Genomic DNA, 18,076 nt, shown 5'->3' with positions numbered 1-18,076 from the left:
TGCGACAGAGGGGACGGTTCTTTTTGTCGGACTTTGCGACAAAAAGAACCGTCCCCTCTGTCGCAAAGGTGAAACAAACTATGTTTTGTGATATCATAGTCGAGCGAAGGGAGGGACTTCACTATCGCTACTCCATCAGCTAGAAACCAAAGTGCCAAAAGAGTTGCTGTCCTTAGCATGCTCACCAACATTGTACTCACCTTGCTCAGAGGAAGTGTGGGCTTTTTCGCAGGGAGTACCGCAGTACTTGTTGACGCGGCTAACTCGGCTTCAGACATTGTAGCTACTGTGGTGGTCTATGTGGGGCTTAAACTGGCTGGCAACCCGCCCGATGAGACGCATCACTATGGCCACGCCAAGTATGAGTCCGTAGCCGCTAAAATTGTGGCTCTCTTGATCATGGCCACCGGCATCAGTCTAGGCGTCAAATCGTTCTTGCTGATTAAAACGGGCAATATCGAAGTTCCGGGCACCCTGGCCATTTGGGTTACTGTCCTCTCCATTGTTGCCAAAGAGTGCGCTTACCGCTATGTCGGCAGAGCAGGTCAGCGACTCCGCAGTTCGGTCCTGCTGGCTGACGCAGCTAACCATCGTAGTGATGTACTGGCCTCGTTCGCGGTGCTCTGTGGCGTGCTGGGAGCACAGCTAGGCTACCCTGCGCTTGACCCACTCGCAGGGCTCACTGTATCACTTTATATCACCTATACCGGCCTCAAAATTTACGCGCAGTCAATCCGTGAGCTAATTGATGAGGCGCCGAGTCTGCCTGTACTAAACGACATTACCCGCATCGCGGAGGGCACGTGCGGGGTACTTTCAGTAACTGAAATTAAGGCTCGCCTCATCAGCTCACGCGTGCTAGTTGACCTTAAGATATGCGTCAACCCTTTTCTGACGGTAGCCGAAGGACACCATATCGCCACCTTAGCTAAACGAGCGCTTCTTGAGGAGCTGCCTATCGTAGAGAGCGTACTCGTCCATGTAAATCCCTGTCATCATATGGCGGTGGTAGATCAATCTATTGACTGCACTACCTGTAAGTTTCATCCACACGACATGCCTGAGGAGGAGACTGCTGATGAGCCAACTAATACTGGCGCTGCTCGTAGGGATGGCCTGCGGCGTAATTCTCAAGAGAAATAAATCCCTAAAGTATATGCCCACAATTGTCTTGGCTACGGTCGCCTGCTTGCTCTTAGTCATGGGAGCCAAAATAGGTGGAAATCCTGAGGTACTGGCCTCCTTGCCTCGCCTCGGGGGCAAGTCACTAGTCTTTGCCACCTTGAGTATAGCTGGTGGCGTCCTACTGTCACTTCCTTTGAGGGGGCGAAATTAATGACCCGACTGCTACTTGGTGCCACTGTGGTCGGCGGCTTGCTAGGTCGCTTCTTACTGCCTAGCACGGTTACCGCCAACCTTTCTCAGTATGCTTTCTGGTTACTACTGTTAGTGCTTTTCGGCATTGGCATTGAACTGGGCAGCTCCGATTCACTTGGCAAACGCCTCCTCGGCATCAAGCCGAAACACTTGCTCCTGCCGGTGACTTCTGCTTTAGGAACTTTACTGGGCGCTGGCTTAGCCGCACTGCTACTTGGGGTGAGGTTGCCTCTCGGGCTAGGTATCGGAGCTGGCTTTGGCTGGTACAGCTTGAGCAGCATTATCCTCGCTGAGTTAGCTGGTGCCGAAATTGCCGCCATTGCTTTTCTCACCAATGTCATTCGCGAACTAATCTCTATTCCATTAATACCCAAGCTATTTCGCCATAACTTTGGACCAGCCGCCATCACACCGGGCGGGGCCACGACCATGGACACGACGCTCGCGGTAGTCTCTAGAGCCGCTGACCAGGAGATGACGCTACTCGCTTTCTATCATGGTGTTGTTCTCTCGACTTTGTCGCCCATCTTGGTCACCCTACTCGGCAGCAGGTAGCTTGTGGAGAATATCTTGTATGCGCACCGCTAAATTTCTTTTGCCCGCCAATCTGTCAGACGCCGCGTCCGTGAACTCATTTAGTAAGAGTACCATGCCAATTAGTGCACCTATGACCACACTGACCAGGAAGACCGCAGTAGAGTAACCCCCTGTCAAGACATAGTAGGTGCTAAGCATAAGGCCCGGGCCAAAACTTAGGGCCACCAAGAGCTCACCATAGCCCCGATATGATAGCTTAAAGGGTGGCATTGTGTAGGCGATGCCCGCGGCTGTACCACCTAAAGCAAAAACGATTGGCCAAGCGCTATTACGCGATAAACCCGCGGCAATACCTATGGCGGCGACGAAAAGCACCGCAAAGAGCACTTTGGCCTCCCCTACTGCTACTAACCCCTTGGGCAAGACCCCGCTGCCGCCAGAATAGCGGCCGGCGGTGTCTTTTTTGTCTGCCCCTAGGCAGTAATCATAACAATCATTCACCACATTCGCGCCAGCGTGCATCATGGCTACACCCACCATACACCAGAAGAGAAGTGGTAGGCTACCCTCCCCCGGCAGCCCGGCATATCTGGCCGTGATGAGCATGGGTATTACCGACAAAGGCAGGAACTTGGGTCGGGTGAGTTCTAGAAACGTGGCTGCACGATTCATGTTAGCCCCCTAAACTATTCTTACCGAGAGTTTTAGCGGGACGGGAGAAAAAATACCCCCAGAGGGCATAATAAGTAAAAATTCTTCTCTGAGGGTTGTGAGTTGTGCAGAAAAATAGAGAAAAGGGCGCTGACCAGGCACTGAAACTGCCCCCTCCCCACCCCATCATGGACGAGAAAGATCAGCCCCTCGGCGCAAATATCGGTGAAAATCTCGCCTTACTCAAGCAAAAGCTCGGCGGAAGCGACGATGTTGTCTTTCGCGAATTCAAGCTCGACAATGCCAGCGAACTGCCCGCAGTAGTCGTCTTTATTGATGGTTTGACGAACAAAGACCACCTGCAAAGAGATCTCCTCGCTCCCCTCATGCTTTTCGCCCGCCAAACTGGCCACGCTGAGTGGGGCATGGGTAGGCGTGGTTTTGCCGCGCTCAAGAACCATCTGCTGACCCTAGTGGAGATAAAAGAGGCCAGCACCTTGCGCGAATGTGTGGAGGCCGTACTGGCAGCCGATGCGGTACTACTTATTCATGGTAGCGAGCAAGCGATCCTCCTTGGCGTAAAAACTTGGGAACACCGGGGCATCATGGAGCCTACCTCTGAACGAACAGTGCGCGGCCCCAAAGATGGCTTTAATGAGCTCTTTAAAAGCAATATCGCGCTCGTCAGGCGCAGGATAAAGAGCCCCTACCTGCGCGTCAAGTACGCGCGCATCGGTAGACGCACGCAGACGGACATCGCCATACTCTATGAAGACAACTTAACTGACCCCGCACTAGTGGCTGAGGTTTACCGCCGCCTACAATACATAGATGTGGACGGCATCCTTGACTCTGGCTACATCGAACAATACATAGAAGATAGTCCCTATTCACCCTTTCCGCAAGTGCAGTACACCGAAAGGCCCGATAGAGTCGCCGCGGCCCTCCTCGAGGGAAGGGTCGCCATTATGGTCGACGGCACACCCTTTGCGCTCATGGTCCCCGCCATCATGAGCAACTTTCTGCCCACTCCCGAGGACCATTATGAGCGGTGGACCTTAATGACAGGGGTGCGGTGGATTCGCACCATTAGCCTGCTCATCGGGGTGCTCTTACCAGCGCTTTATGTCGCCATAACTACTTTTCATCACGAAATGATTCCCCGGCACCTGGTAATAGCCATTGCCGCGGCCAGGGTAGGGGTACCCTTCCCCGCCATGGTCGAAGCCCTCATTATGGAGATTACTTTCGAGCTGCTCCGCGAAGGCGGTATCCGCATTCCCGGCCCCATTGGACCAACCATAGGCATAGTTGGCGGCATCATTATCGGCCAAGCGGCCGTAACAGCAGGGCTCGTAAGCCCCATTATGGTCGTGGTAGTGGCACTGACGGCCATTGGCTCCTTTGCCGTGCCTTCTTTTAATGTCGGCCTGTCGCTACGCCTTCTAAGATTCCCCCTCATTCTCCTAGCGGGAGCCTTTGGTCTCTATGGCGTGGTATCGGGTATTATTGTCATCTTAATGCACGCAGTGAGCCTAAAGTCGTTTGGCATACCCTATCTCTCGCCCATAGCGCCGTCAAACCTAGCCTCCATGAAAGACACCCTCGTTCGCGCACCCCTATGGATGCTTACCATGCGGCCACAAATCTTTCACCCGCGTCAAGGCAGACGCATCAATAAACCATCCTTCATTCAACATGACCACGAGCGGGGAGGACGCCATGACGAAGGCAACGAAACAGATTAGCGCCAGGCAACTCATGTTCTTAAAACTGACCGGTATTATCGGGGTCTTGTTTTTTGGCGCCATACGCCTAGTAACAGGTATAGCGGGAGCGCAGGGCATCATGGCCATAGCGGGAGGGGCGGTTTTGAGCATGCTTATTCTCTACTTGGCCGTCAGCGTAGCCAAAATGTTCCCCGACCATACTCCCTTTGAGTACGCCAAACTTATCTACGGCAGATGGCTAGGCTCACTCATTGCTCTAAGCTTAGTCGTCTTTAATCTCCTCATCGGCACCATGGTACTACGCGACCTCGGGGATTTTCTCATCTCTGCCATACTACCCGAAACGCCGCTCAGTGCAAACATCGCCCTTATGTTGGGCTTAGTCTGCTTCGGGGTCTATTTAGGCTTAGAGAGCCTCGCTCGTTTTAACGAAGGCTTCGCGCCTCTAATATTGCTGTCGTGGCTTATCGTCATAGTGGCCGGACTGCTCAGAGCTGACTTCGGATGGCTACGCCCCTTGCTGGCTGTGGAGCCCAGTCAGCTCATGCTCTCCACGCTCGTATCTGGCAGCATCATTATTGATGGACTGATCGTCCTCTTGTTTTTTAGTTTTGTCAAAGACCAAGGGTCTGTACTCAAGTACAATACTTGGGCAATTATCATGGCCACAGTTATCATGGCTGGGGCACAAGTTGCCGTTGTCACCAGCCTGAGCCCTAATTTAGCCCAGACGGTGCTCTACCCAATTCTTGAGCTGGCCCGCAATACCCCTCTAGGTGCATTTCTTGAGCGCATCGAAGCCCTTTACCTGGCCGTCTGGATAATGGGCACCTTCATCAAAATTGCCGTACTCTTCTATGGCTCCTGCCTCGGGCTCGCTACAACTACCGGGGTTAAGAATTATAGAACCTTCATCATACCTATCGCCGCGCTTTCCTTTTACTTCTCCTTTCAGGCCGACAACATTGTGCAAAGCTCACTGTTTGAAGCCATGTTCCACCATTATGCGCCTTTCTATGAAGCAGGTCTCTTGCTACTACTTTTACTCGGGGGGCTCTGGGTAGGCAAAACCGGCCGAGGACGTATCGCGCGTGGTACGTAAAGCAGCCATCATGCTCCTACTTGCCGTTCTACTCATCTTACACACCAGTTGCTGGAGCTCACGCGAAGTTGAATCCTTGGCCTTCGTCATGGCCCTAGGTGTAGATGCTGACGAAAATGGTGTTCGCCTAACAGTTCAAGTAGCTCTCCCGGCCGGGGGAGCGGGCGGCGGCGGAGGTCAAGGGGCCGAGAGACCGGTATGGGTGACTAGCTTTACTGCCCCCTCCCTTATAGAAGGCATCTTCAATATGCCCGCTCTCTTTGGCAGAGAACCCTTCCTAGGGCATTTGCAGGTTGTGATCATGGGGCAAGACTTTGCCAAAGACGGCATCCACCAACTGCTCGATTTCCTCGCCAGAGAACGGCAGGTGCGTGACACCATACGCTTGGCAGTAGCAGTCGACAAGGCAGAAGATATACTTCTGGTAGAGCCAAAAGTTGTGCAAATGCCCGCGGACTACATGGTCGAGCTTCTTAAGCAGGGAGAAAGAACGGGCATGATCCCACCCTCTGAGTTCCTCCGTACGCGCCAAGCGTGGCACAACAGACCGCGCCTGCAAATTATACTCCCCCTGCTACAGCCTCTAGAGGAGACAGAGGAGGAAAGCCCTGCGGTAGCCCCAGAAGAAAAACCACCTGCAGAAGCAGAAAAAAAACCCGAGGCGCTGCTCTTAAAGGGCTCCGCCGTTTTTAGAGATGACCGTTTGGTGGGCTTCCTCGACACGACAGAGAGTCGCGGCCTAGCCTGGCTGATGGGTTCTGTCAAAAACACCATCATCAGCATCCCGCGCGAAGAAGGAGCAATTACGCAACATGCCAACTTTGCTTCCGTAAAATTTAGAATGCGCAAGGCAGCTAATGGCGCACGTCTAACAGCTGTAGTTAGTCAGGACGGTAACCTGACCCAGTGGCCGCTCCGCGAACAGGGTATTACCTACCCACTCCTTAAGCAATTCGAACGTGTTTTGGTGCAACAAATCGAGACAGAAATTCGTGCCAGCCTGAAGGCTATCCAAGAGGTCTACCAAGTAGATGTTATCGGTATAGGTGAGCAGCTAAGGCGCCATGCACCAGAGCAATTTGCCGCTCTCAAGTGGGAAGAGGCCTTTCCGCACTTTGTCCTTGCTCTCGAGGTGCGCGCTTCTTTTAGGCGAATCGGACTTGTATTCAGGTAATTTAAGTTTCTTCACCAGAAAAAACCCCGCTCGGCGGGGTCTTTGGTATGTTTGTCATTACGTCGTGCCGACGCTAAACCTGCCTTACTCTGCTAGTTCAAACTGATCCTTGCCCACCCCACAGAGAGGGCATACCCAGTCCGAAGGAAGCTCTTCAAAGGTAGTACCTGGTGCTATGCCGCCATCATAGTCTCCTTGTGCCGGGTCATACACATAAGCGCAAACCACACAAACCCATTTAGCCACGTCAACACCTCCTTCCAATGGCCTAAATATATCACTATTCCTGCCTGCTCTCAAGCATTCTCACTTGCCCGGGAGAAAACAAAGTGCTAAGCTTTTGCAGGAGACTAGTCAAGGGAGGCCTTTCATGCGTGTTCTAGCCCTCCAGGGAAGCCCTCGCCCAAGCGGCAATACAAAAACCCTACTCAGTGCCCTATTAAAACCTCTTTGTGACCACCACGAGGTGCATGAATTCCATGTTGCCGGGTGTAAGCTTATGCCTTGCCTCTCTTGCTACCAATGCCAAGGGGAGGCCCGCTGCGCACAAGAAGACGACATGCATACGCTTTACCCACTCTTGGCCGAGAGCGACCTAGTCATTCTGGCCTCGCCTATCTATTTTTATGGGGTCAGTGCGCAACTAAAGAGCGTCATCGACCGCTGCCAGTATTTTTGGACTAACCCGGCGCGCCGCAGAAGTAATCGGGCCGGGGTACTCGTGCTGACCGCAGGTGCGCCAGACCACCGAGGTCAAGGGGTGGCAACTACCGAGGCGGCCTGCAAAATGTTTTTGCACTGCCTAGGTGCTCCTCTACTCCATACGCTAACTGCTACGCATACAGACCAACACCCTGTGACTAGCGAGTCAGAGGCCTTTCGCGCTGCCCTCACGCTCGGAGCAGTGCTCGCCAAGAACCACAAATGAGGTGATTACTTGCATCCCACTACCGATCACATCTTGCGACTACTGCTCGCCGAGGCTTGTTTTTCTGGTGAGGACATGGCGCGCGAACTAGGCTTGTCACGCGCCGCCATTTGGAAGCACATCTCGGAACTGCGTTCACTCGGGTTCAGTATTAAGGCTGTGCCCGGCCAGGGATATGTCCTACAGGATTGCCCCGACACTCTGCACCAGGCCCTAGTTCATGCCCATTTTACCCCGAGCAGCATTGGCCGGCAAATCATATACCTCGCGGAGTGCGATTCTACCAATGCCAGGCTCAAACACTTGGCCGATGAGGCGCCGGTGCAACTAAGGGGGCTCACCATGGCCACTGATCGCCAGAGTGCCGGCCGAGGGCGCCGCGGTCGCACCTGGCAGGCTGGGCCCGGCGAAGGCCTACTCTTTTCGGTGCTCCTCTATCCCCCCCTCCCCCCAAATCTCCTCCACGGTCTTACGCTGATGGCTGGGGTGGCCGTGGTAGAGGCCTTGGCCCAACTAGGGGTCACCACTACTCTTAAATGGCCTAACGATGTCTATCTCGCGGGGCGAAAGCTATGCGGCATACTAGCCGAAACGAGTGCCGAGCTTGACCACACAAACTACGTCGTGCTGGGCATAGGTCTAAACGTCAGTGGACACCCCCCTCTCTTAGAGACGCTGTCTACCGATCTTTATAGCGCAGGAATTCGCCCTAAGCGAGCCGAAATACTAGCTAGAATACTTTGTGCGCTAGAGGAGAACTACACCCTTTTTCTCGCTGCGCGGGTAGAAGAGATATATGACAAGTGGCGACTTCACTCGCATACCCTAGGGCGCAAAGTGACCGTGCATACGCTGCAAGGCGAGCTGTGCGGGGTAGCGCGCGATATTACGAGCGAAGGCGCGCTCCTCATTACCCTAGATAGTGGTGAAGACAAAGTCGTAACCGCTGGCGACGTCACGGTGAGATATTAGGAGGAAAGATATGAGCGATACACTCCCCCATGTGCGGGTTTTGGCGACCGGGGGCACCATAGCCGGGCATGCAGCTTCCCCTTTGCAGACTATGGGCTACAAAGCGGGACAACTTAAAGTTAGCGAACTACTAGCAAATATCCCACAAGTAGGCCAATTCGCCCACGTCACGGGCGAACAATTTGCTAACTTGCCTAGTTCAGACTTGACGCCAGCCCACTGGCTGACTTTGGCAAAGCGCATCAATGCCCTTTTTGCCGAGGAAGATGATTTGGCCGGCCTGGTCATCACCCACGGCACCGACACCCTCGAAGAGACAGCCTACTTTCTTAGTTTGGTAGTTAAGACCGAGAAACCCGTGGTCGTCGTCGGTGCCATGCGCCCTGCCTCAGCCCTAAGTTCAGACGGTCCCATGAATTTAGTAAATGCCATTCGTGTCTGCACTTGTGAAGCCGCCCGGGGACTAGGCGTCTTGGTAGTCATGAATGATGAAATCTATGCCGCACGCGAGGTCACCAAGGCCAACACCAATCGGCTAGACACGTTTCGCGCCTATGACTTTGGCACGGTCGGCACAATTGACAACGGTTACCCCGAGATATATTACCGCCCCACGCGGCTGCATACCGTCCAGACCGAATTTGATGTGTCCCAGGTGCAAGAACTCCCCCGCGTCGATATCATCCTCGGCTATGTGGGAGCCGATGCCTTACTGGTCAATGCCTTGCTCGGCATTGGCGCTACCGGCCTAGTCTTAGCGGGAGCAGGGGCAGGCCATATCTCCCCCCCGGCCGAGGACGCCCTGCGCGTAGCTTACGACGCCGGCACCATTGTAGTCCGGGCCAGTCGCACGGGAACCGGGCGCATACTGCCGCAACCCCCCCGCGACTTCATAGCCGCCGACAGCCTCTCGCCACAGAAGGCACGCATTCTCCTGATGTTAGCTTTGACTATTACGCAAGACCACACCCGAATACAAGAGATGTTCTTCAAATACTAGCGACAAAAAGATGGCCTTCGCCCAGCAGGGCAGGCCATCTTTCTTTTTCCTCCAGAGGGGCAACGACATCAATTACGAAAGATATGGCAGGCGCTTTTTTAGTTGTCGCGCCAGTAGCACTGCCACAAAAACTTTGACCATGTCTAGAGCTATAAAAGGCGCCACTGCCACTTCAAACGCCCTTTGCCAAGTAAAAGGTCTGCCTAAGTAAAAGCGAATGACGGCCACCAAGTAGGGCACGCCAACCAAGTACAGCACCAGAACACCAACGACCATGGCCAAAGCCGCACCGCGCCAAGTACGGATATCAAACTTGCCGGCGAAGTAAGCGGCGGCGATAAAGCCAAGGATAAAACCAAAAGTTGGCTGCAGCACGTAGGTTACGCCACCGAACGGTGGCCGGGCAAATACGGGCAAACCCATCAATCCAAGGAGCGTGTAGACAGCTAAGCTCAGGGCACCGAGCTTACTACCAAGAGTGAAAGCCGCCAGAAAGGCCATAAAGGGCACCAAACTAAAGGGTACCACCGCAGGGCCACCATAGCGCAGCATAAGGGCTGCGGCTACATGTAGAGCGGCAAAAATACCCACACGAGCGATCTCCTGCGTAGAAAACTTCATGCATATCACCTCCCGCATTATTTTAGAATACGGAAGCAAGCATGTCAACCTCTTTGCTTACGATGGTTTACAACTGCCAGAGCCTACTAAAGCCCGCGAAAAATTGCACAAAATCTTTGTTTCGACGCATGTCAGACAAAGAAAGCTGGCACATTAAGTGCAGAGGAGGTGATATTTTTGGAAACAAATACGAGTCCCATCGGCCGAGTAAAATGTGTTGTAGAGACCTGCCGCCACTGGAACAAGGGCAACCACTGCCTAGCATCAAGTATCACAGTACAGGGGCCTAAGGCCACCAGCATCCAAGGCACGGACTGTTCTACCTTTGTCAACAAAACTCTATAGGCTTAGCGCAGGCATACGCCTGCGCTTTTGCATTTTGTGGCCGCAAATTAATTTGACTCTCCATGTTAAACTAGGCTATAATTCTTTGTCTAAGTACAACAAAGGAGCCTGAGAAGTGAAAAGAAATATAGCGATTATAGCCCATGTTGACCATGGGAAGACCACTTTAGTAGATGCCATGCTCAAGCAGAGCCATATTTTCCATGTCAAGGAGCATGTGCAGGAGAGAGTCATGGACTCGATGGACCTAGAGCGCGAGCGAGGCATCACCATCATGGCCAAAAACACGGGTGTTTTCTACAAGGGGACCAAGATTAATATAGTGGATACCCCTGGACATGCCGATTTCGGCGGCGAAGTCGAGCGTACTTTGAGTACGGTCGATGGCGTGCTGCTCTTAGTCGACGCCGCAGAGGGCCCCTTAGCGCAAACCAAGTATGTCCTACGCAAAGCCCTCGCCCAGAACTTGCAGCCCATCGTGGTCATCAATAAAATCGACCGTGGCGACGCCCAGCCCCTCGAAATTCTAGATAAGTGCCTCGATCTCTTTATTGAGCTAGGCGCGAGTGAAGACCAGCTTGATTTTCCCGTGCTCTTTGCCTCATCGCGGGCTGGTATCGCTAAGTACAAGCTCGACGACCCAGGGGTTGACCTCGCCCCCCTCTTCGAGACCATCCTAGAGAAAGTGCCAGCCCCAAGCGGCGACTCCGACGGGCCTTTTCAGATGTCGGTAACTACCCTTGATTGGGATGACTACCTCGGTCGCATCGCCATCGGCCGCATTGCCCGTGGCAAGGTCTTAGCCTCGCAGACCGTAGCCGTGGTCAAGGCTGACCAAAGTATCGTTCAGGGCAAAATCGCTCGTCTCTACCAGTACATGGGACTAAAGCGCACTGAGCATCCTGAAGCCGAAGTCGGAGACATTGTGGCCATGGCCGGGCTCGCCGATGTCGGCCTAGGCGACACCATAACCGCGCTCGACTGCCCCGAGGCTCTGCCCTTTATGGCGGTAGATGAGCCGACTGTAACCATGGATTTTATGATTAATGACAGTCCTTTCGCTGGTCGTGAGGGGCAGTTTGTCACCTCGCGCCACCTTAGAGACCGCCTCTTTAAAGAAGGGCTGACCAATGTCAGCATGCGCATAGAAGAAGGCGCCTCCCCTGATGTCTTTCATGTCTCCGGACGGGGCGAGCTGCATTTGGCCATCCTCATTGAGACTATGCGCCGTCAAGGCTATGAATTCGCGGTGTCGCGACCGCGGGTTATCTTCCGCCGCATCGATGGCGAGCTCATGGAGCCAGTGGAAATACTCACTGTAGATGTACCGGAGCAGTACACAGGCGTTGTCATGGAGAAACTTGGTGCCCGTAAGGCGCGCATGGTCAACATGGAGCATACGGCTACCGGCTCGGTGCGCCTCGAGTTCGAAATCACCTCGCGCGCGCTGCTCGGTTTTCGCAATGACTTACTCACCGACACGCGGGGCTACGGCGTTATGAACTCTCTATTTGACGGCTACGGCCCCTACAGGGGCGATATTCCGGGGCGTCCAAGTGGCGTACTCCTAGCCTATGACGAGGGCGAAGCCACTGCCTACGGCCTGCAGAACGCCGAGGAGCGCGGGGTACTCTTTATTGGAGCAGGCGTAAAAGTCTACGAAGGCATGGTTATCGGTGAATCTTCACGCGCGAGCGACCTCGATGTAAATGTGTGCAAGCGCAAGCAACTCACCAATATACGCTCAAGCGCCGCTGACGACGCCATTCGCTTGACACCCCCGCGTGATATGGGGCTTGACCGCGCCCTCGAATACATTGCCGACGACGAATTAGTCGAAGTGACTCCCCAGAGCATTCGCCTGCGTAAGCGTGTATTGAGCCGCCAAGAGCGCCTGCGCCAAATCAAAAAGCAACAAGACTTGCTCACACCAAATTAGAGTGCTGCAAGCACTCTTTTTTTTCTATTGTCATGCAACTATGTTGCAAATCTCGCTTAGGCCAAAAAAGAGTGCTTCGGGCACTCTCTTTTTTTTCCTATTGCCATTGCCGTGCAAACAAATTTCACGGCGTGTTGTTGACTCGAGGCAAGACCAGTGATAAAGTTGTAGTATACCCAGTGGGGGTATACTAGACTACGCAAATGGAAGGTGATCCGCATGGAAAGTTCCCTGTCTAAGGTTTCTCTCAAAATTACCGGCATGACCTGTGCCGCCTGCACCAGCAAGATCGAAAAAGTCCTTAAAAGAGTGGAGGGTGTGCACGAGGTCACGCTCAACTTGGCGACAGAAACGGCGGCCATCGTCTTTGACGCCAGCAAAATCGACCCCCAAGTCTTTAAAGATAAAATCGAAAAAATGGGCTACGGCATCAGCGAAAAGAGAGACACGCTAACCCTTGTTATCTCGGGCATGACTTGTGCTGCCTGCTCTAGCCGAGTTGAAAACGGCCTAAAAAAGACGGCGGGTGTGTTTTCTGCCGCGGTCAACCTAGCCACAGAAAAAGCAGTGGTAACTTACGACCCTGCCGTACTAGCTCCGCACGACTTGCTTGACCGCATCACGAAATTAGGCTACGAAGCCACCCTCGATGAAGACACCAAGCCGGCAGAGGATGACGACCAAAAGCGTCAAGCCACGGCTGCTCTCCGCATGTGGGTTTCCTGGGCTTTTACGCTGCCCATCATTATCTGGATGCTCCCGTCCATGTTCGCCGGCGGCCACGCCATGGATAAAATGTGGCCGAGCAAAGAGATATACAACATCGGCATGATTGTCCTAGCTGCACCCGTGCTTTTTTGGGCGGGCCTGCCCACCTACAAGTCGGCGTGGAAGGCCATTAAGATACTCTCCCCCAACATGGACGCCCTCATTGCGCTCGGCACCTTGGCCGCCTTTGGCAGTGGCTTTGCCACTTTTACTCTGCATGTCGAGAACTACGCCGGCGTGGCCGCCATGATTATGGCTTTCCACCTTACGGGTCGCTACCTAGAAGCCAAGGCCCGCGGCAGAGCCTCGCAAGCTATTAAGCGCCTGCTGCAGCTTGAGGCCAAGACCGCCACCCTCCTTGTCAATGGCGAAGAAAGAGAAGTCCCCCTGCAGCAGGTTCGCGTGGGCGATGTCTATGTCGTCCGCCCCGGGCAAAAAACACCTACTGACGGCAAAGTCATTAGGGGCGAAAGCAGCGTCGATGAATCTATGGCCACTGGCGAGTCGCTCCCCGTGCGCAAGGGCGTAGGCGACGAGCTGATTGGCGCTACGGTGAATCAAGAAGGCATTCTTTACGCCGAAGCAACGCGCGTCGGCAAAGACACCTTTCTCGCCCAAGTCATTAAATTAGTAGAAGAAGCCCAAAGCACCAAGGTACCCATTCAAGAGTTCGCCGACAAAGTAACCGCCGTCTTTGTGCCTATCGTCGTGGGTCTAGCCGTCTTTACCGCCGCTATCTGGCTAATCTGGCCCCAGGAACTCGGAGTAGTGCTTGAAATGGCTAAACCCTTCATCCCCTGGGTCAACCCCCACCTCACCCCCCTCACCTTGGCCATGGTGGCTACCGTGGCTGTGCTGGTCATCGCCTGCCCATGCGCTATGGGCTTAGCCACCCCCACCGCCCTAATGGTGGGCAGCGGTATCGGCGCCGAAAATGGCATCCTCATTAGGCGTGGTGACGCCATACAAACACTGCAGTATGTAAAGACCATCGTCTTTGACAAAACCGGCACCATAACGAAGGGCAAGCCAGATGTTACCGACTTACACGCCTTACACGGCACCGAAGTCGAGCTGCTCGAAGTAGCTGCCAGCGTGGAAGCAGGCTCTGAGCACCCCCTAGGCAAGGCCATCGTCAAGCGAGGCCAGGCCGAGGGCCTACGACTTAGACCTACCGAGCAGTTCTCCTCACTGACAGGTCGCGGCGTAGTGGCCCAAGTAGAAGGCAAGTTGGCCTTGGTAGGCAGCCGCAAGTTGATGCTCGAACACGGCATCGACCCCGCACAACTAGAAGACACAGTCGCGAGCCTCGAATCACAGGGCAAAACCGTAATGCTAGTCGCCTGGGAAAGTAAGCTACTCGGTGCCATCGCCGTGGCCGACACACTAAAAGAAGACTCCATCGCGGCCATTAAAGAACTCAAAAAAATGGGGTTGACCCCAGTCATGATAACCGGAGACAACCGCCGTACAGCCTTAACTATTGGGCGCGCCGTAGGTATAGAGGACATCCTCGCCGAGGTGCTCCCTGAGGGTAAAGTACAAGCCATCAAGTCACTGCAAAGCGCGGGCAAGACTGTGGCCATGGTGGGCGATGGCATTAACGACGCCCCTGCCCTCACGCAAGCTGATGTTGGCATCGCTATTGGTACCGGTACGGATATCGCCATTGAGGCCTCGGACGTGACCATAGTGCGGGGCAACCTCGGGGCCGTGATCAGCGCCATCAAGCTTTCGCGCGCTACCTTCCGCAAAATCCGCCAAAATCTCTTCTGGGCCTTTATTTACAACTTAGTCGCCATTCCGCTCGCCGTTCTCGGCCTGCTGCATCCCGTCATCGCCGAAGTAGCCATGGCCATGAGCTCTCTCACTGTCGTTATCAACGCCAACCTGCTGCGCCGGGTCAATATAAAACCGGAGTAAGGGCAGTCAAGCCTACGTCACGGTAAGCGGGGTCGTTCGCTCTGAAACCGGCCTCGAGTGGTCAAAAATAAAGGCATTACTCGCTGCAAAGCCGAGATGCTCCATGGTTTGCTGGCCAAATAGGCCAAGGCGGAGACTACGCAGTATGGACCCTGGTTTCTCTCCCCTCGACTTAGGCAAAAGGCGCCATAATTGCTCTATGTCCCCATATATAATCTCGCGCAATAGTCGCCCTTCTTCGCCCCCCCCAGAGGCGAGGGAGGGCGGCAATTGTCGATGCGGCTCTAAGGCTAAGAAATCAAACCGGCATAACTCGCGCAGAAGCTCGGGCTCCGGTACGTCGCCACAGAGGGCCAAGTACAGCTTTTCTTCCACTAACCCCTCGCCGGACAAGGCTAACTTCGCCAAGAGCGCACTCGGCGGCAAAAACTGTAAAGCGTAGCTCAAGGCAGCAGTCGAGCCTCGCCCATTGTAAAAACGCTCGAGTGCTCTCTCTAGCTCCTTAAGTTCGGCAAAATCACGCGGGGACATGACGGGGGTTCGCAATACCTCGTATGGCGCATACGGCAAAATCCCGTAGCCATGGTTATCCTTAAGAGCAGATAGGGTCGTACCGGGAAGTATCTTTAAAAAACCAAGATGCAAACGGTGTGGTCGTGCCGCCATAGCAGCGTTTAGCGACCCCAAAAATTCGCTCTTGCCCTCGCTAGGCAGCCCCGCGATAAGGTCTAGATGCACCTCGACTTTCACCTGTGCCACGAGCCTCTCTACCTTGGCCAGTACGAGGTCAGGCCTCATGGGCCGATTTATCGCGGTCAAGGCTGACGGCAAGGTGGACTGCAAGCCCACCTCAAACTGAAAGCGGGTAGCCCTAGGGTCGTCCAAGAGGGCAAAATCCTGCTCTGTCAAGAGATGGGCACAAATCTCAAAGTGAAAGCGGCAGTCCCCCGGCAAGTTGAGCAGGTACTGCCATAATTCGCGCGCACGTGCGGGGTCGGCGTTAAAGGTGCGATCGACGAACTTAATAAGTTTCACCTTAGTACTCAAGGCAGCTAGTCTAGCCTTGGCAAGGCCTAGCGACATATAGCGCACCCCTTCTTCTCGCGCCGAAAGGCAGTACGCACAACTATAGGGGCAGCCACGGCTGCTCTCAAAATAGTGTATCTTTACGGGCGAGAGAATCGCCTCATTTTCGTAGGGGTCAGGCAGAGTATCAAGACTGGCGACTTTAGCGCTAGCCCCCCTGTGACTCTGCCTACTGCTGATACCCACGCCACTAGGCTCCCTTCCCGCCCATAGCGCCGCTAGTAGCGCAGGCAAGACCTCTTCGCCTTCACCCTGACACAGGTAAGTGAGAAAGGGCAGCCTAGAGAACATGTCCTCTAAACTGCCGTTAACTTCCGGGCCACCCCAGACGATCGTTATTTGCGGATACATGGTGCAGAGGCGTGTGCAGATATCCTCTACTAGCCGGCGGTTCCAAATGTAGACCGAGCACAGCAAGATAGCGGGCTCTTCCTTCACGAGACGGGCGGTAATTACTTCCGCCCGCTCGTTTATGTTGCTTTCCACAAGGCTAAGCGGCAGCCCTTGCTCCACACAGGCGGCAGCAAGGTAGCGAGCAGCCAAACTAGTGTGCGAAAAACTCGCATTAACCGCGAGTAGCACTGCCTTCATGGTCTTTCTTTCCCCTGCCGGCTATTCATACTACTCATAATTCTCTAGGGCCCGCGCCAGGCGCTTAAAACCTTCTCGTATATTGTCCGGAGTGGCGTTGCTAAAGTTAACGCGCAGGGTGCTCTTGTGGCCACCCTCAACATAGAAGCTTTCGCCCGGAATAAAGGCCACTTTCTCTTTCACAGCCGCCACCAAGAGCTTGGCCGCGTCCATGCCCTGCGGCAGCTCACCCCAGATAAAGAGTCCCCCTGTAGGCTTGGTCCACTTAATTTCCGCGGGTAGCAGTCTTAAACAATCCTGCATCACCCTCAGTTTCTCACTGTACCGTTGTCGAATACTCTCTATATGTGGCACTAGATGTCCGCGACGACAGAACTCATAGACCATGGCCTGCGCTAAATTGTTGGTGTGCACATCTGTCCCCTGCTTGCCAATGACCATTTTGCGCAGAATCGACTTTTCTCCCACGGCAAAACCAAGGCGTAAGCCTGGCGAGATAATCTTCGAGAAGCTCCCCAAGTAGATCACGCGGTCACTTACGTCGAAGGACTTAATGGCCGGCATAATTTCTCCGGTAAAGGACAGGCGCCCATAGGGGTCATCCTCAACGAGCAGGGTATTATGGCGCGCCAGCATGGCGCCAATAGCTTGCCGACGCGGCTTGTTCAGAGTTATGCCCGTAGGGTTTTGAAAGGTAGGCACGAGGTAGGCTAGCTTGGGGTTTTCCCGGGCAATAATATGTTCTAATTCGTCGACCCAAACCCCCTCATGGTCGCCATGAGCGACAGAGAAGTTCGCCTGGTACGTTTTTAGAATCTGAATGGCCGCTAAGTAGGTGGGGCTTTCCATAACTGCTGTATCCCCTGCATCTATCATCGCCTTAGAGATAAGATCAATACCCTGTTGCGAACCCGAAGTAATAATCACTTCATCGACGGTAGCGTTAATACCAATGTCTTTGACCCATTCCGCAATAAACTCCCGCAGAGGAGGATACCCCTCGGTGGTACCATACTGCAGAACGTCGCGCTGCTCTAAAATCACCTCACGGGCAATATCCGCCAAAATCTCTGTCGGAAACGAATCCGGTGACGGCAGGCCCCCCGCAAACGAGATGATATCGGGCTGTTGAGTTAGTTTAAGAATCTCACGGATGACATTGCCTTGCATGTTCTTTAGCCTCTCAGCATACCTGACTTCGCTCAATTGCCTACTCCCCCTAATTATGCTCTCACTAGTTTGTTCGTCATGGCCACAGCTTTCTCCTACCACCCAAACTAGTCGCTAATTTCTGACGATAAGGCATGCGCCTAAATTTGCGACATATGTATC

General features: G+C 54.0%; 17 protein-coding genes. 12 read left to right on the top strand and 5 right to left on the bottom strand.

What is annotated here, in order from left to right:
• The first annotated feature begins 177 nt into the window (after window positions 1–177).
• The 3 genes from KGZ92_01125 to KGZ92_01115 are packed head-to-tail and all read left to right on the top strand — an operon-like array spanning window position 178 to window position 1,932.
• Window positions 178–1,143 carry a cation transporter gene (locus KGZ92_01125; protein MBS3887887.1) on the top strand — a complete coding sequence of 322 codons (966 nt, stop codon included), beginning with the start codon at window positions 178–180 and terminating at the stop codon, window positions 1,141–1,143.
• Window positions 1,079–1,336 carry a LysO family transporter gene (locus KGZ92_01120; protein ID MBS3887886.1) on the top strand — a complete coding sequence of 86 codons (258 nt, stop codon included), beginning with the start codon at window positions 1,079–1,081 and terminating at the stop codon, window positions 1,334–1,336. The genes KGZ92_01125 and KGZ92_01120 overlap by 65 nt, the downstream gene beginning before the upstream one ends.
• Entirely contained in the window at window positions 1,336–1,932 is a 597-nt protein-coding gene (locus KGZ92_01115) for a lysine exporter LysO family protein (GenBank protein ID MBS3887885.1), read from the top strand. The genes KGZ92_01120 and KGZ92_01115 overlap by 1 nt, the downstream gene beginning before the upstream one ends.
• On the opposite strand, the gene KGZ92_01110 is transcribed toward KGZ92_01115, so the two are convergent.
• Window positions 1,915–2,586, bottom strand: coding sequence for a prenyltransferase (locus KGZ92_01110; GenBank protein MBS3887884.1), 672 nt, complete (start codon window positions 2,584–2,586; stop codon window positions 1,915–1,917). The genes KGZ92_01115 and KGZ92_01110 overlap by 18 nt on opposite strands.
• Before the next feature lie 104 nt (window positions 2,587–2,690).
• Between KGZ92_01110 and KGZ92_01105 the strand changes: the two genes are divergently transcribed.
• Genes KGZ92_01105 through KGZ92_01095 form a run of 3 tightly spaced genes read left to right on the top strand, consistent with a single transcriptional unit; the run spans window position 2,691 to window position 6,571 of the window.
• Complete coding sequence (locus KGZ92_01105; protein ID MBS3887883.1) at window positions 2,691–4,313, top strand: spore germination protein; 1,623 nt, start codon at window positions 2,691–2,693, stop codon at window positions 4,311–4,313.
• Window positions 4,288–5,397 (top strand): endospore germination permease, encoded by a 1,110-nt coding sequence (locus KGZ92_01100; GenBank protein MBS3887882.1) that lies wholly within the window; start codon window positions 4,288–4,290, stop codon window positions 5,395–5,397. Before KGZ92_01105 ends, KGZ92_01100 begins: the two co-directional genes overlap by 26 nt.
• On the top strand, window positions 5,387–6,571 hold the full coding sequence (locus KGZ92_01095) for a Ger(x)C family spore germination protein (protein ID MBS3887881.1): 1,185 nt from the start codon (window positions 5,387–5,389) through the stop codon (window positions 6,569–6,571). The genes KGZ92_01100 and KGZ92_01095 overlap by 11 nt, the downstream gene beginning before the upstream one ends.
• 84 nt (window positions 6,572–6,655) lie before the next feature.
• Here the strand turns inward: KGZ92_01095 and KGZ92_01090 are convergent, their stop codons facing one another.
• A complete protein-coding gene (locus KGZ92_01090; GenBank protein ID MBS3887880.1) occupies window positions 6,656–6,817 on the bottom strand; it encodes a rubredoxin in 162 nt (53 codons plus the stop codon).
• 124 nt (window positions 6,818–6,941) lie between these two features.
• Here KGZ92_01090 and KGZ92_01085 point away from each other — a divergent pair, with 124 nt between their 5' ends.
• From KGZ92_01085 to KGZ92_01075, 3 genes are read left to right on the top strand one after another with little or no spacing between them, the layout of a single operon-like run.
• A complete protein-coding gene (locus tag KGZ92_01085; GenBank protein ID MBS3887879.1) occupies window positions 6,942–7,499 on the top strand; it encodes a flavodoxin family protein in 558 nt (185 codons plus the stop codon).
• A 9-nt stretch (window positions 7,500–7,508) separates the two neighbouring features.
• Window positions 7,509–8,471, top strand: a complete 963-nt coding sequence (locus KGZ92_01080; GenBank protein MBS3887878.1) for a biotin--[acetyl-CoA-carboxylase] ligase — start codon at window positions 7,509–7,511, stop codon at window positions 8,469–8,471.
• A gap of 10 nt (window positions 8,472–8,481) precedes the next feature.
• Window positions 8,482–9,471: an asparaginase gene (locus tag KGZ92_01075; GenBank protein ID MBS3887877.1), complete on the top strand. Its 990-nt coding sequence runs from the start codon at window positions 8,482–8,484 to the stop codon at window positions 9,469–9,471.
• A gap of 72 nt (window positions 9,472–9,543) precedes the next feature.
• Here the strand turns inward: KGZ92_01075 and KGZ92_01070 are convergent, their stop codons facing one another.
• Window positions 9,544–10,092 carry a biotin transporter BioY gene (locus KGZ92_01070; GenBank protein ID MBS3887876.1) on the bottom strand — a complete coding sequence of 183 codons (549 nt, stop codon included), beginning with the start codon at window positions 10,090–10,092 and terminating at the stop codon, window positions 9,544–9,546.
• A 177-nt stretch (window positions 10,093–10,269) separates the two neighbouring features.
• On the opposite strand from KGZ92_01070, the gene KGZ92_01065 reads away from it, so the two are divergent.
• From KGZ92_01065 to KGZ92_01055, 3 genes are all read left to right on the top strand, one after another.
• Window positions 10,270–10,437 (top strand): DUF1540 domain-containing protein, encoded by a 168-nt coding sequence (locus KGZ92_01065; protein ID MBS3887875.1) that lies wholly within the window; start codon window positions 10,270–10,272, stop codon window positions 10,435–10,437.
• 115 nt (window positions 10,438–10,552) lie between these two features.
• The gene (typA, locus tag KGZ92_01060; GenBank protein MBS3887874.1) at window positions 10,553–12,376 is read left to right on the top strand and encodes a translational GTPase TypA; all 1,824 of its coding nucleotides are present in this window, start codon (window positions 10,553–10,555) and stop codon (window positions 12,374–12,376) included.
• Window positions 12,377–12,595: 219 nt separating this feature from the next.
• Window positions 12,596–15,067 (top strand): copper-translocating P-type ATPase, encoded by a 2,472-nt coding sequence (locus KGZ92_01055; protein MBS3887873.1) that lies wholly within the window; start codon window positions 12,596–12,598, stop codon window positions 15,065–15,067.
• Window positions 15,068–15,079: 12 nt separating this feature from the next.
• Here KGZ92_01055 and KGZ92_01050 read toward each other — a convergent pair whose 3' ends face one another.
• Window positions 15,080–16,744 (bottom strand): DUF4080 domain-containing protein, encoded by a 1,665-nt coding sequence (locus KGZ92_01050; protein ID MBS3887872.1) that lies wholly within the window; start codon window positions 16,742–16,744, stop codon window positions 15,080–15,082.
• A gap of 30 nt (window positions 16,745–16,774) precedes the next feature.
• On the bottom strand, window positions 16,775–17,950 hold the full coding sequence (locus KGZ92_01045) for a PLP-dependent aminotransferase family protein (GenBank protein ID MBS3887871.1): 1,176 nt from the start codon (window positions 17,948–17,950) through the stop codon (window positions 16,775–16,777).
• Window positions 17,951–18,076 lie beyond the last annotated feature (126 nt).

This window comes from Bacillota bacterium, assembly GCA_018333655.1.
GTDB lineage: Bacteria > Bacillota > UBA994 > UBA994 > UBA994 > BS524.
Note: the sequence above shows the minus strand (reverse complement) of the source record. Positions and strands in the feature narration are given on the sequence as shown.